The organism is Burkholderia sp. AW49-1, from assembly GCF_053427845.1.
The window spans coordinates 195,389-207,854 of sequence record NZ_JBSAXF010000006.1; the positions used below are offsets into that span (position 1 = coordinate 195,389).

At 67.4% G+C, this 12,466-nt stretch carries 13 protein-coding genes; 11 read left to right on the forward strand and 2 right to left on the reverse strand.

Translation table 11 applies throughout. The features are described 5' to 3' along the window. Window positions 1–231 precede the first annotated feature (231 nt). The 11 genes from ACV22W_RS12550 to ACV22W_RS12600 all read left to right on the forward strand — a co-directional run bounded on the left by ACV22W_RS12550 (window position 232) and on the right by ACV22W_RS12600 (window position 10,509). Complete coding sequence (locus ACV22W_RS12550; RefSeq protein WP_059607188.1) at window positions 232–564, forward strand: hypothetical protein; 333 nt, start codon at window positions 232–234, stop codon at window positions 562–564. Window positions 565–702: 138 nt separating this feature from the next. Beyond that, the gene (locus ACV22W_RS12555) at window positions 703–2,292 is read left to right on the forward strand and encodes an ABC transporter substrate-binding protein (RefSeq protein ID WP_448019532.1); all 1,590 of its coding nucleotides are present in this window, start codon (window positions 703–705) and stop codon (window positions 2,290–2,292) included. Between the two features lie 256 nt (window positions 2,293–2,548). Further along, window positions 2,549–3,430 (forward strand): sap1 transcriptional regulator SapR, encoded by an 882-nt coding sequence (gene sapR / locus ACV22W_RS12560; protein ID WP_448019534.1) that lies wholly within the window; start codon window positions 2,549–2,551, stop codon window positions 3,428–3,430. A 15-nt stretch (window positions 3,431–3,445) separates the two neighbouring features. Continuing rightward, window positions 3,446–4,009 (forward strand): D-alanyl-D-alanine dipeptidase, encoded by a 564-nt coding sequence (gene ddpX, locus ACV22W_RS12565; RefSeq protein ID WP_448019536.1) that lies wholly within the window; start codon window positions 3,446–3,448, stop codon window positions 4,007–4,009. 64 nt (window positions 4,010–4,073) lie between these two features. Further along, window positions 4,074–5,675: an ABC transporter substrate-binding protein gene (locus tag ACV22W_RS12570; RefSeq protein WP_448019537.1), complete on the forward strand. Its 1,602-nt coding sequence runs from the start codon at window positions 4,074–4,076 to the stop codon at window positions 5,673–5,675. Between the two features lie 10 nt (window positions 5,676–5,685). Further along, the gene (locus ACV22W_RS12575; RefSeq protein WP_448019538.1) at window positions 5,686–6,756 is read left to right on the forward strand and encodes an ABC transporter permease; all 1,071 of its coding nucleotides are present in this window, start codon (window positions 5,686–5,688) and stop codon (window positions 6,754–6,756) included. A 66-nt stretch (window positions 6,757–6,822) separates the two neighbouring features. Continuing rightward, window positions 6,823–7,737 (forward strand): nickel transporter permease, encoded by a 915-nt coding sequence (gene nikC / locus ACV22W_RS12580; RefSeq protein ID WP_448019539.1) that lies wholly within the window; start codon window positions 6,823–6,825, stop codon window positions 7,735–7,737. 1 nt (window position 7,738) lies between these two features. Further along, entirely contained in the window at window positions 7,739–8,653 is a 915-nt protein-coding gene (locus tag ACV22W_RS12585) for an ABC transporter ATP-binding protein (protein ID WP_448019540.1), read from the forward strand. Continuing rightward, the gene (locus tag ACV22W_RS12590) at window positions 8,650–9,411 is read left to right on the forward strand and encodes an ABC transporter ATP-binding protein (RefSeq protein ID WP_448019542.1); all 762 of its coding nucleotides are present in this window, start codon (window positions 8,650–8,652) and stop codon (window positions 9,409–9,411) included. The genes ACV22W_RS12585 and ACV22W_RS12590 overlap by 4 nt, the downstream gene beginning before the upstream one ends. A gap of 145 nt (window positions 9,412–9,556) precedes the next feature. After that, window positions 9,557–9,811: a GlsB/YeaQ/YmgE family stress response membrane protein gene (locus ACV22W_RS12595; protein WP_448019543.1), complete on the forward strand. Its 255-nt coding sequence runs from the start codon at window positions 9,557–9,559 to the stop codon at window positions 9,809–9,811. A 362-nt stretch (window positions 9,812–10,173) separates the two neighbouring features. Further along, on the forward strand, window positions 10,174–10,509 hold the full coding sequence (locus tag ACV22W_RS12600) for a type 1 fimbrial protein (RefSeq protein ID WP_448019545.1): 336 nt from the start codon (window positions 10,174–10,176) through the stop codon (window positions 10,507–10,509). 25 nt (window positions 10,510–10,534) lie between these two features. Here the strand turns inward: ACV22W_RS12600 and ACV22W_RS12605 are convergent, their stop codons facing one another. Further along, complete coding sequence (locus ACV22W_RS12605; protein ID WP_448019546.1) at window positions 10,535–11,407, reverse strand: LysR substrate-binding domain-containing protein; 873 nt, start codon at window positions 11,405–11,407, stop codon at window positions 10,535–10,537. A 123-nt stretch (window positions 11,408–11,530) separates the two neighbouring features. Further along, window positions 11,531–12,430 (reverse strand): class A beta-lactamase, encoded by a 900-nt coding sequence (bla, locus tag ACV22W_RS12610; RefSeq protein WP_448019548.1) that lies wholly within the window; start codon window positions 12,428–12,430, stop codon window positions 11,531–11,533. Window positions 12,431–12,466 lie beyond the last annotated feature (36 nt).

The window sequence follows — 12,466 nt, forward strand, 5'->3', positions numbered from 1 at the left end:
TTCGCCATCGCTTGAAACGCCCGCTGCCGCCGTGCGACAGCGGGCGCTTGTTGTTGTATCGAATCGTTTCAGCAGGCCGTTCGCGTCAAGTGCCGCGGGTATACTCCGACGTCAGCCGCCACCCGCATCGACCGTCAAGAACGGCACGATTCCGGCGGTTTCGTCGCGAAGCTCCGCGTTTCGCGTACCCCGCGCCCCAGCCTCGACACGAGACACACGACGATCCCGATCATGAAACGATTCCTGCTGCTCCTTCCCGCCGCCCTGCTCGCCGCCTGCGGCTCGGCGCCCTCGTCCGATTCCGCAGCGTCCGGCTCGGCACCGATGATCTACGTGTCGTCCGCGCGCCCGGCCCACGCGATCGCCAACTGCCTCGACAGCCGCCTGTCGGGCACGGCGCAGTCGCAGCACAACGGCGTGACCGACATCACCGTCGGGTCGCGCTCGTACTTCGTCACGCTCACGCCGTCGGGTAACGGGTCGGTCGTCAAGGTCGTGCGCGGCTCGGGCAGCGAGCCGGCCGAGGAAGCGATGCGCTTCGCGATCGCGCGCTGCGTGATCTGACCGCCGCCGGTGCCGGGCACCCCGCCCGGCCCGCAAGCCGCGTCATCCGGGCGCCGTCATGCGCGCCCGTCGAATTTTTTCATCCGGGCCGCCGTCGATGAGAGAATCGCACCACGATTCCCTTTCCACGGAGCCCGCATGAAGCACCTGCTGTCCCGGCTGTTCGTCAGCACCGCGCTCGTCGCGCTTGTTCCGGCGCTGCCGGCGCAGGCCGCGACGCCGCCCGGCATCTTCGTCGTCGCCACCCAGCTCGGCGAATTCACGACTCTCGACCCGAGCGAAATCTACGAGCTCGTGCCGTCCGAGTACGTCGCGAACACCTACGAACGGCTCGTGCGGGTCGACCTGAAGGACCCGACGCGCTTCGACGGGCAGATCGCGCAATCCTGGTCGGTCGGCGCCGATGGCATCACTTACACGTTCAAGCTGCGCCCCGGCCTCACGTTCCATTCCGGCAACCCGGTCACCGCCGACGACGTCGCGTGGTCACTGCAGCGCACCATCCTGCTCGACAAGGGCCCGGCCGGCGTGCTCGCCGATCTCGGCCTCACGAAGGCGAACGTGATGCAGAAGGTGCGCGCGGTCGACCCGCAGACCTTCGTGCTCGAAACCGACCACAAGTACGCGCCGAGCTTCGTGCTCAACGTGCTGAGCGCGTGCCCGGCGTCGGTGCTCGACAAGAAGCTGCTGATGTCGCACCAGCAGGGCAGCGATTTCGGCAGCGCCTGGCTGAAGACCAACGACGCGGGCTCGGGCCCGTACCAGCTCGTCAAGTGGACGCCGAACGAAAGCATCGTGCTGCAGCGTTTCGACAAGTACCGCACGCCGTACCCGATGAAACGCGTCGTGCTGCGCCACGTGCCCGAGGCCTCCGCGCAGCGGTTGCTGCTGGAAAACGGCGACGTCGACGCCGCGCGCAACCTGAGCCCCGACAGCCTCGCCTCGCTGACCAAGGCCGGCAAGATCAAGGTCGCGTCGTGGCCGGTGTCCGCGCTGCTGTACCTGAGCCTGAATACGAAGAACCCGAATCTCGCGAAACCCGACGTGCAACAGGCGATGAAGTGGCTGGTCGACTACGACGGCATCCAGCGCAACATCGTCAGCACGACGTACAAAGTGCACGAGACCTTCCTGCCCGAAGGCTTCCTCGGCACGCTGAATTCGAATCCGTACAAGCTCAACGTCGCGAAGGCGAAGGCGCTGCTCGCAAAGGCCGGCTTGCCGAACGGCTTCGACGTGACGATGGACATGCCGAACGATTATCCGTACCTCGAGATCGCACAGGCACTGCAGGCGAACTTCGCGCAGGGCGGCATCCGCGTGAAGCTGATTCCGGGCGATGCGAAGCAGGCGATCGGCAAGTACCGCGCGCGCCAGCACGACATCTTCATCGGCGAATGGTCGCCCGACTACATGGACCCGAACAGCAACGCGCGCGGCTTCGCCTGGAATCCTGACAATTCCGACCAGTCGAAGACGAAGATGCTCGCATGGCGCAACAGCTGGGACATCCCGCAACTGACGAAGGACACCGAGGCCGCGCTCGTCGAGCCGTCGCCCGCGAAGCGCGCGCAGCGTTACGAGGCGCTGCAGAAGGCCGTGCTCGCGAATTCGCCGTTCGTCATCATGTTCGAGAAGGTCGTGCAGGTCGCGACGCGCCCCGGCACGACGGGGCCGGAGATCGGGCCGATCAACGACCTCGTGTCGTACCGGACGCTGGCAAAGTAAGGCCGGCTGTGCGCGGCATTTCGTCGACGTGCTGCGCGGCGAAACACCCCGCAAATTATCCCTGTCATGCACGAATGCGAAATGTGCGTGACAGGGGTAAATTTCTCTGCCGCCCATCGCGATCCTGTCGTCGGGCGCGCACACCTTCCCCTATCACCCCCTGGCAACCCATAGTTTTTATCCGCTGGCGCGAATGATTTTGGCTTTGTTAGATGGATGACACCGAATCATCCAATGACAAATATCTAACAGTCCGATGACCTGCGCGTTCGCCCATACCGTCGAATCCCGCTTTGCCGACCTGACGCCGACCGCGAAGCGCATCGCGAGCTACATGCTCGCGAACCTCGACCGTCTCGGGCTCGAAACGGCCGACCAGATCGCGCAGCAGACCGGCACCAGCGGCATCTCCGTCGGTCGCTTCCTGCGCAGCATCGGCTACCGGAACCTCGACGACCTGAAACGCGAGCTGCGCGGCGGCAGCGACCGCCCGTGGATGATCACCGATCGCCTCGACGAATACCGCCGCACCGCCGGCGCGCATGCGACCACCGGCGACAGCGACCATGGCGACGGCACGCTTGCATCGTCGCTCGATCGCGAGCTCGATGCGATCCGCCACGTCTACCGGCTCGCGGAAGAACCCGTCTTCGCGCAGGTCGCGGACCGGATCGCGCATGCCGACGCCGTATTCATCCTCGGCATCCAGTCGACCCGCGGCATCAGCAACGCGTTCAGCAGTTATCTGGAATACCTGCGCCCGCGCGTGTTCTATTCCGACGGCCAGTCGGGCTCGTACGTCGATTCGCTGAATTCCGAGTTCGAGCGGCCGTACTGCATCGTCACCGATACGCGTGCCTATTCGCGCAGTGCGCGCCGCTATTGCCAGGCAGCCGCCGAACGCGGCCAGCCGTTCGCGCTGGTCACCGATCTCTATTGCCCGTGGGCGCGCGAATGGCCGGCCGACCTGCTGCAGGTGAAGACCGACGTCGGCCAGTTCTGGGATTCGCTCGCGCCGCTCACGTGCCTGTTCAACCTGCTGATCACCGCCGTGGTCGACCGCCTCGGTCCCGCGATCGACCGGCGCGTCGCGCGCAACCGCGAACTGCAGCGCACCTTCGACCAATTCGAATCCTGAGCGCCCCGAATGCCGATGCCGTCTCGCCGCCTCGTCGAAATCACGCCCGCCACGCATCGCGTCGAGATCGATCTCGTCTACGCGACCGAGCGCAACCTGACCGGCAAGCCGATCTACCGCCGCGCGCACTGCCTGCTGCTCGAGCCGGCCGAAGCCGCGCTGCGCCGCGCGGTCGACGTCGCCGCGCAGGCCGGCTTCACGCTGCGCATCTACGACGCGTACCGGCCGCCGCAGGCGCAACAGGTGCTGTGGGATTTCCTGCCCGATCCGAACTTCGTCGCCGATCTCGGCCGCGGCTCGAACCACAGCCGCGGCACCGCGCTCGACCTGACGCTCGTCGGCGCGAACGGCGAGCCGCTCGACATGGGCACCGGCTTCGACGAGATGGTGGCCGCGTCGGGCCACTTCCACGCGGGGCTGCCCGAAGCCGTGCAACGCAACCGGCTGCTGCTGCTCGGCGTCATGCAGGCGGCCGGCTTCGCGCATATCGACAGCGAATGGTGGCACTACGAACTGCCCGGTTCGCACGCCTTGCCGCAGATCGACAACGCGGCGAGCGGCCCGTGGCGCCTGATGTAACGACGATGCACGTTTCTTTCACCGTTCCCGTTCAACGACTTCAACGACACATGGAGAAGCGCACATGCAACCCCTGATCTCCCGGCTCGTCGCGGCACTCGCCGCCGCATCCGTGCTCGCCGCCGTTCCGCTTTCCGCCGCACGCGCGGAAACGCCGAAGGACATGTTCGTGATGGCCACGCTGCTCGACGAATTCACGACGCTCGATCCCGGCGAGATCTACGAGCTGGTGCCGGAGGAATACGTCGCGAACACGTACGACCGGCTCGTACGCGTCGACCTGCGCGATCCATCGAAATTCAACGGCGACGTCGCGCAGTCGTGGACGGTGAGCGCCGACGGGCTGACCTATACGTTCAAGCTGCGCTCGGGCCTCAAGTTCCACTCGGGCAACCCGCTGACGGCCGACGACGTCGCATGGTCGATCCAGCGCGCGGTGCTGCTCGACAAGGGTCCGGCCGCCGTCCTGACCGGCATCGGCCTCACGAAGGCGAACGTCGCCGCGAATGTGAAGAAGCTCGACGATCAGACGGTGTCGATCACGACCGACCACAAATACGCGCCGACCTTCGTGCTGAACGTGCTCGGCTCATGGCCCGCGTCGGTGCTCGACAGGAAGCTGCTGCTGTCGCACCAGCAAGGCAACGACTTCGGCAACGCGTGGCTGAAGACCAACGAGGCCGGCTCCGGCGCGTACAAGCTGGTCAAGTGGGCGGCCGGCGACAGCATCGTGCTGCAGCGTTTCGACGGCTACCGTCTGCCGCTCGCGATGAAGCGCATCGTGCTGCGCCACGTGCCCGAAGCGGCAAGCCAGCGCCTGCTGCTGGAAAACGGCGACGTCGACGCGGCGCGCGACCTGAGCCCGGACGATCTCGCGTCGGTCGTGAAATCCGGCAAGGCGAAGGTCGCGGCATCGCCGCAGGCGACGTTGCTGTATCTCGGCCTGAATACGAAGAACCCGACGCTCGCGAAGCCCGACGTGCAGGAAGCACTGAAGTGGCTGGTCGACTATTCCGGAATCCAGACCAACGTCGTGAAGACGACCTACAAGGTTCACCAGACCTTCCTGCCCGAAGGCTTCCTCGGCACGCTGAATGCGAATCCCTACAAGCTCGACGTCGCGAAGGCAAAGGCGCTGCTCGCGAAGGCGGGCGTGCCGAACGGCTTCACGGTGACGATGGACGTGCGCAACGACTATCCGTACACGGAGATCGCGCAGGCCGTACAGGCGAACTTCGCGCAGGCGGGCGTCAAGGTGCAGTTGATCCCCGGCGACAACAAGCAGACGCTCGCGAAATACCGTGCGCGTCAGCACGACATCTACATCGGCGAATGGTCGGCCGATTACATCGACCCGCACAGCAACGCGCAGGGTTTTGCATGGAACCCCGACAACTCCGACAAGTCGAGCTATAAAATGCTGGCCTGGCGCAACAGCTGGGACATTCCGCAACTGACGAAGGAGACCGACACCGCGCTCGCCGAGCCGACCGCCGCGCAACGCGCGCAACGGTATCAGGCGATGCAGAAGGACGTGCTCGCACGTTCGCCGTTCGTGATCATGTTCGAGAAGGTCGCGCAGGTCGCGACGCGGCCCGGCGTGAGCGGACTCGAAGTCGGACCGATCAACGATCTCGTGTCGTACCGTAACCTGAAGAAGCAATAAGATTCGCCGCATGTCGACTCCCGCCTCCTCCCTCGAAACGCTGCGCACGCTGCCCGCGCGGCGCCCGGCCGTACGCTGGGCACTGCGCGTGCTGCGCTGGGCGCTCACGCTCGCCGTCACGTTCGCGGGCCTGCTCGCGCTGACGTTCGTGATCGGCCGCAAGGTGCCGATCGATCCCGTGCTCGCGATCCTCGGCGATCGCGCGTCGGCCGAGGCGTACGCGGCCGAGCGCATCGCGCTCGGCCTCGACAAGCCGCTCGCCACGCAATTCCTGATCTACGCGCGTGACGTGCTGCACGGCAATCTCGGGATGTCGCTGCTGACGTCGAACCCGGTGCTCGATGACATCCGACGCGTGTTCCCCGCCACGCTCGAACTCGCGACGATCGCGACGTTGATCGGCATCGCGATCGGCGTGCCGCTCGGCGTCGCGGCCGCGGTGAAGCACAACCGGCCGATCGACCACATCGCGCGCTTCGTCGGCCTGATCGGCAATTCGGTGCCGGTGTTCTGGCTCGGGCTGATGGGGCTGCTGCTGTTCTATGCGCGGCTGCACTGGGTCGGTGGCCCCGGCCGGCTCGATCCCGTATACGACGGCATGGTCGACCCGCGCACGGGCAGCCTGCTGATCGACTCGGCGCTCGCGGGCGAGTGGGACGTGTTCCGCAACGCGGTGTCGCACATCGCGCTGCCGGCCGCGATCCTCGGTTACTACTCGGTCGCATACCTGAGCCGGATGACGCGCTCGTTCATGCTCGACCAGCTGAGCCAGGAATACATCGTCACCGCGCGCGCGAAGGGCCTGTCCGAGCGCCGCGTGATCTGGCGGCATGCGTTCGGCAACATCGCGGTGCCGCTCCTGACCGTGATCGCGCTCACGTACAGCAACCTGCTCGAGGGCTCGGTGCTGACCGAGATCGTGTTCGCGTGGCCCGGGCTCGGCTCGTACCTGACGGGTGCGCTGCTGAACGCCGACATGAACGCGGTGCTCGGCGCGACGCTCGTGATCGGCGCGATGTTCATCACCGTCAACCTGCTGACCGACGCGCTGTACCGCGTGTTCGATCCGCGTGCGCGCTGAGGGCCGCCGCGACATGACCGCTTCCACCCTGCTTCTTTCACCGTCCATGCCGAAGGTCGTCCGATCATGAATGCCGAGCGTCTCACGCTGCGCGCGTGGCTGCTTTCCGATGCGCCCGCGTCGCGCTCGCAGGCCGCGTTCGGCCTCGCATATCGCCGCTGGCGCCGCTTCGCCGCCAATCCGCTCAACCTGTTCGGGCTCGCGATCCTGGTCGCGCTGATCGTCGTCGCCCTCGTCGGCCCGCTTGTCATGCCGCACGATCCGCTGCGCCAGGTGCTGTCCGACCGCCTGCTGCCGCCCGGCTCGCCGTCGCACTGGCTCGGCACCGACCAGCTCGGCCGCGACATCCTCTCGCGGCTGATCGAAGGCTCGCGCCTCACGCTCGGCATCGCGATGCTCGTCGTCGTGATCGTCGTGCCGATCGGACTCCTGATCGGCACGACGGCCGGCTATTGCGGCAGTTTCGTCGACAGCGTGCTGATGCGCATCACCGACATCGCGCTCGCGTTCCCGAAGATCGTGCTCGCGCTCGCATTCGCGGCCGCGCTCGGGCCCGGCGTGATCAACGCGGTCGTCGCGATCTCGATCACCGCATGGCCCGCGTACGCGCGGCTCGCGCGCGCGGAGACGATCCGGATCGCGCAGGCCGATTACATCCACGCGGCGCGCCTGCAAGGCGCATCGGGCCCGCGAATCTTGCTGCGCTACATCGTGCCGCTGTGCATGTCGTCGGTGATCGTGCGTGCGACGCTCGACATGGCCGGCATCATCCTGACCGTCGCGGGCCTCGGCTTCCTCGGCCTCGGCGCGCAGCCGCCGAGCCCCGAATGGGGCTTCATGGTCGCGTCGGGCCGTAACGTGCTGCTCGACGCGTGGTGGGTCGCGACGCTGCCCGGGGCGGCGATCCTGCTCGTCAGCCTCGCGTTCAACCTGCTCGGCGACGGGCTGCGCGACGTCTTCGATCCGCGTCATGGAGCGTGACATGCCACTGAATTCCGTCAACGCACCGGCGCCGCTCTGCGAGATCGACGGCCTGAAGATCGGGTTTCGCGGGCACGACGGCGTCGTGTCCGACGCGGTGCGCGACCTGTCGCTGACGCTCGCGCCCGGCGAACGGCTCGGCATCGTCGGCGAATCGGGCTCCGGCAAATCGCTGACGGGCCGCGCGCTGCTCGGCCTGCTGCCCGAAGCCGCGCGCTGGTCGGCCCGCACGATGCGCTTCGCCGGCCGCGACCTGCTCGCGATGTCGGCGAGCGAACGCCGGCGCCTGTGCGGCAGCCAGATGGGAATGATCCTGCAGGACCCGAAATATTCGCTGAACCCAGTGATGACCGTCGCGAAGCAGATGGGCGAAGCCTTCCGGCTGCACGAGCCGGGGTTGCGCGGCCGCGCGCTGCGCGAGCGGATCGTCGATGCGCTCGCGGCCGTGCAGATTCGCGATCCGGCGCGCGTCGCCGATGCGTATCCCCACGAGCTGTCGGGCGGCATGGGCCAGCGCGTGATGATCGCGATGATGGTGTCGACCGGCCCGCGCCTGCTGATCGCCGACGAGCCGACGTCCGCGCTCGACGTCGCGGTGTCGATGCAGGTGCTCGCGGTGCTCGACGCGATGATCGCGCGGCACGGCACGGGCCTGATGTTCATCAGCCACGACCTGCCGCTCGTGATGTCGTTCTGCGATCGCGTCGCGGTGATGTATGCGGGCCGCGTCGTCGAAACCTGCGCCGCGCGCGACCTGCGCGACGCGACGCATCCATACACCCGCGGGCTGCTCGCGGCGAATCCGCCGCTCGCGAACCCGCCCGACGAACTGCCGGTGCTGCGGCGCGACCCGGCGTGGCTCGACGCCGCGTCGCCCGCATCGTCATCTGCAGAACCCAGGGAGGCCGCACGATGATCGACGTCGATCACGCCTCGATCCGCTTTCCGACCCGCACCGGCCATGTCGACGCCGTGCGCGATGCCAGCTTCGCGGTACGCGACGGCGAAGTCTTCGGGCTCGTCGGCGAATCGGGCTCCGGCAAGTCGACGCTGCTGCGCGCGCTGACCGGCCTCGTGCCGCTCGCGGGCGGCAGCCTGTCGATCGACGGCCGGCCCGTCGGCGGCACGCCCGACCGCGCATTCCGCCGCCACGTGCAGATGGTGTTCCAGGATCCGTACGCGTCGCTGCATCCGCGCTTCACGGTCGACCAGACGCTGCGCGAGCCGCTGTCGATCCATCGGATCGACGACGCCGAGGCGCGCATCGCGCGCGCACTGTCCGAAGTCGGGCTCGGCCCGGCGTTCCGCTTCCGCTATCCGCACCAGTTGTCGGGCGGCCAGCGCCAGCGTGTCGCGATCGCGCGCGCGCTGATCGTCGAGCCGCGCGTGCTGCTGCTCGACGAGCCGACCTCCGCGCTCGACGTATCGGTGCAGGCCGAGATCCTGAACCTGCTGCGCCGCCTGCATCGCGAACGCAACCTGACCATGATCGTCGTGAGCCACAACCTCGCGGTGATCGGCTTCCTGTGCCAGCGCGTCGCGGTGATGCAGCATGGCGAGATCGTCGAACAGCTGCGGATCGAGGACGTTCGCTCCGGGCAGGTCGCACGCGACTACACGCGCACGCTGCTGCGCGCGACCGAAGGCTACCGACGCCTCGATCCGGTTGCCTGACATGTGCGCGACGCGCGGGCGTGCGATACTCGGCACCCCGTGCGTCGGCGCGCCAGTGCACCGGCGCGCCGCAGAATGGAACCCTCGCGCGCCGCGCGGGTCCATTTCCTTTCGTCAACAGCTCAACAGCAATAGGGAGGCGTTCATGCTGCAATTCATCGAAACCCTGGTGGTCGGGCTCATCGTCGGCCTCCTCGCCCGTGCGCTCAAGCCCGGCGACGACAAGATGGGCATCCTGATGACCGTCGTGCTCGGCGTCGTCGGCTCGCTCATCGCGGGCTACGTCGGCCGCGCCGCTGGCTGGTATGCGCCGGGCCAGGGCGCCGGCTGGATCGCGTCGATCATCGGCGCGATCGTGCTGCTCGTGGTCGTCGGCGCGGTGCGCAAGCGCGCGGGCTGACCGCCGCATCACCCGCGTCGATACGGAACGGCCGCTCGTCACACGAGCGGCCGTTTTCTTTATGCACGCCGCAATTCGCATCTTCGTCGAATCGTTGAGTCCTCAACGATTCACTCGCAAAACCCCGGTTCACTGGCCGGATTGCCGCGCCCTTACGCCATCGGCAATACCCTGACTTGCGGTCGCACAAATTTGAGATAAATTGATTGGAGGAATACGACTTCATTTGATCGTTGCCGTTATTTCCCGTTTTTCATTCAAGAGGTCCAATGGAATTGCCGTTTACGCATACAGCATTGCAGCGTTGACGGACTGCCATTCGAGCGGCCCCGCTGCGACGCGCTTCCTCTCTGGAGCCTGTCATGAAGCATCGCCTGTTTGCCGCCTCGTTTGCCCTGGCTGCCTCGCTTCTGGCGTCGTCCTCATCTTTTGCCGCCGGCGCGTCCGGCGTCATCCACTTCACCGGCATGATCGTCGAGCCGCCGTGCTCGTTCGTGCTCGACACGGCCGACGCCGCGCACGCACACGTGCGCCCCGACTGCCCGCGCCCGGCGAGCGGGCAAGTCGCGTTCGTCGACGCCGCCAGCCTGCGCACGATCAAGACCACGACCTTTACTCAGGCCTCGCGCGCAATCGTTTTGCCTGATCGTGCGGGTAACGCGCACGCGCCGATCATCGCCGTCGTGACGTACCAATAGCGTCCGCTGCCGGAGGCGTCGCGCGTCAGTCGCGATGGCAGGCGATCCAGTCGCTGAACGCGCGGATCTTCTGCTGGCTGCCGATGCTCTCCGGGTAGACGAAGAAATATCGGGCGCCGGTCTCGAGCACGATGTCGAACGGCCGCTCGAGCCGGCGCGCGCTGACGTCGTCGTCGACGAGCGTCACGTCGCCGATCGCGACGCCGAATCCCTGCATCGCCGCGTTCGTCGCGAGATCGAGCGTGTCGAAGGTCGGCCCGCGCTCCGCGTCGACGGCACGCTCGCCCGCGTGATCGAGCCACGCGCGCCAGTCGCGGTGGTCGCGCGTCGGATGCAGCAGCGTATGGTGCGCGAGATCGCCGACCGCATCGAGCGGCGCGGCCTGCCGCAGTTCGGGCGCGCACACCGGCGTCAAGCGTTCGTCGAACAGCGGCAGCGCGAATACGCCCGCGCCCGGCGACGTACCGTAGACGATCGCCGCATCGAACGGCTCGGTCGAGAAATCGACGACGTGTTGCCATGCGGTCGTGATCTGCACGTGGAGCTCGGGATGCTCGCCCTGGAAGCGCATGATGCGCGGCAGCATCCAGCGCATCACGCAGGTCGGCACCTTCAACGCGAGATCGGTGCGCTGACGTGTGAGCTTCATCGAGATGTCCTCGATCCGCGCGAAGCTCTCGTTGACCACCGGCAGCAATTGCTCGCCCTCCGCCGTCAGCGTGAGGCCCTTCGCGTGCCGTTTGAACAGCGGAAAGCCGTAGTGCGCCTCGAGTGTCTGGATCTGTCGGCTCACCGCGCCCTGGGTGAGGCACAGCTGCTCGGCCGCGCGCGTGAAGCTGCGGTGGCGGGCCACCGTCGAGAAGATCTGCAGCGCGTGCAGGGGCGGAAGTCGGCGCATGACGAAGGGGTAGACGGATCGACCGCACCGAACGACGGCGCGGCAAGGCCGCGCGCCGACACCGGCGCGCGCTGATCGACACGATAAGCCAAACGCCGGCTTTACGCGAGGTGCGTCGCGCGCTCAGGCCGTGGCGGCGAACGCGCCCGTCGCGATGCGCGCCGCCGACGCGACGACATCCGCGCGTGCGGCCGCGTCGGCACGCGGCTGCGTGAACGACACGGCCAGCACGATCGGCGCGCGAGACGGCGGCCACAGCACCGCGACGTCGGTCGTCGTGCCGTAGCCGCCGGTGCTGGTCTTGTCCGCGATGCGCCAGCCGGGCGGCACGCCGGCCGCGATCCCGGTCGCGCCGCGCGCGCCGCCGGCCATCCATTCCGTGAGTTGCGCACGCTGCGGTTCGCGCAGCGTATCGCCGAGCAGCAACCGCTGCAGCGTGTCGACCATCGCGACCGGTGTCGACGTATCACGCTCGTCGCGAGGCGCCGCCTGGTTCAGTTCGGGTTCCCAGCGGTCGAGCCGGAACACGGTGTCGCCGCTTTCGTGTGCGAACGACGTGACGGCCTGCGGACCGCCGAGCACGCCCATCAGCAGGTTCCCGGCGCCCTTGTCACCCGACTGCAGCATCGCCGCACAGAGCTGCGCGATCGTCATCCCCGTGTCGACGTGGCTTTCCGTCACCGGCGAGCCGGCCACGACTTCATAGCGGCGATACAGGATGCGGCGCGGCAACAGCGACGCGTCGAGCGAGCCGCGCGCGAGTATCGCGGCGGCGGCGACGACCGCATAGGTGCCGCACAGCGGGAAGCGTTCGCGCGCGTGATGCGCGATGCGCGTGCCGCTCGACGTATCGAGTGCGGCGACGCCGAGCCGGCCGTTCGACGCTTTTTCGAGTGCGGTGAGTTCGGTCTGGGCGGCATGTGCGCGCCCCTGGTCGGCGACGGGTGCCGACGAGCACGCGGCGACGAACGGCGCGGCGACGGCGGCGAGCAACAGCGAGCGGCGTGTCGGAGAATGTTCCATGGATGAAGGGTGTTCTGTCGGAAACGGTGGCATGGA

What these genes read in the sequence shown, in the direction of transcription:
- sapR (WP_448019534.1), top strand. Translation starts at nt 2,549, where the DNA reads ATGACCTGCGCGTTCGCCCATACCGTCGAATCCCGCTTTGCCGACCTG.
- ACV22W_RS12590 (WP_448019542.1), top strand. Translation starts at nt 8,650, where the DNA reads ATGATCGACGTCGATCACGCCTCGATCCGCTTTCCGACCCGCACCGGC.
- ddpX (WP_448019536.1), top strand. Translation starts at nt 3,446, where the DNA reads ATGCCGTCTCGCCGCCTCGTCGAAATCACGCCCGCCACGCATCGCGTC.
- ACV22W_RS12575 (WP_448019538.1), top strand. Translation starts at nt 5,686, where the DNA reads ATGTCGACTCCCGCCTCCTCCCTCGAAACGCTGCGCACGCTGCCCGCG.
- ACV22W_RS12605 (WP_448019546.1), bottom strand. Translation starts at nt 11,407, where the DNA reads ATGCGCCGACTTCCGCCCCTGCACGCGCTGCAGATCTTCTCGACGGTG.
- ACV22W_RS12600 (WP_448019545.1), top strand. Translation starts at nt 10,174, where the DNA reads ATGAAGCATCGCCTGTTTGCCGCCTCGTTTGCCCTGGCTGCCTCGCTT.
- nikC (WP_448019539.1), top strand. Translation starts at nt 6,823, where the DNA reads ATGAATGCCGAGCGTCTCACGCTGCGCGCGTGGCTGCTTTCCGATGCG.
- ACV22W_RS12550 (WP_059607188.1), top strand. Translation starts at nt 232, where the DNA reads ATGAAACGATTCCTGCTGCTCCTTCCCGCCGCCCTGCTCGCCGCCTGC.
- ACV22W_RS12555 (WP_448019532.1), top strand. Translation starts at nt 703, where the DNA reads ATGAAGCACCTGCTGTCCCGGCTGTTCGTCAGCACCGCGCTCGTCGCG.
- ACV22W_RS12595 (WP_448019543.1), top strand. Translation starts at nt 9,557, where the DNA reads ATGCTGCAATTCATCGAAACCCTGGTGGTCGGGCTCATCGTCGGCCTC.
- ACV22W_RS12585 (WP_448019540.1), top strand. Translation starts at nt 7,739, where the DNA reads ATGCCACTGAATTCCGTCAACGCACCGGCGCCGCTCTGCGAGATCGAC.
- ACV22W_RS12570 (WP_448019537.1), top strand. Translation starts at nt 4,074, where the DNA reads ATGCAACCCCTGATCTCCCGGCTCGTCGCGGCACTCGCCGCCGCATCC.
- bla (WP_448019548.1), bottom strand. Translation starts at nt 12,430, where the DNA reads ATGGAACATTCTCCGACACGCCGCTCGCTGTTGCTCGCCGCCGTCGCC.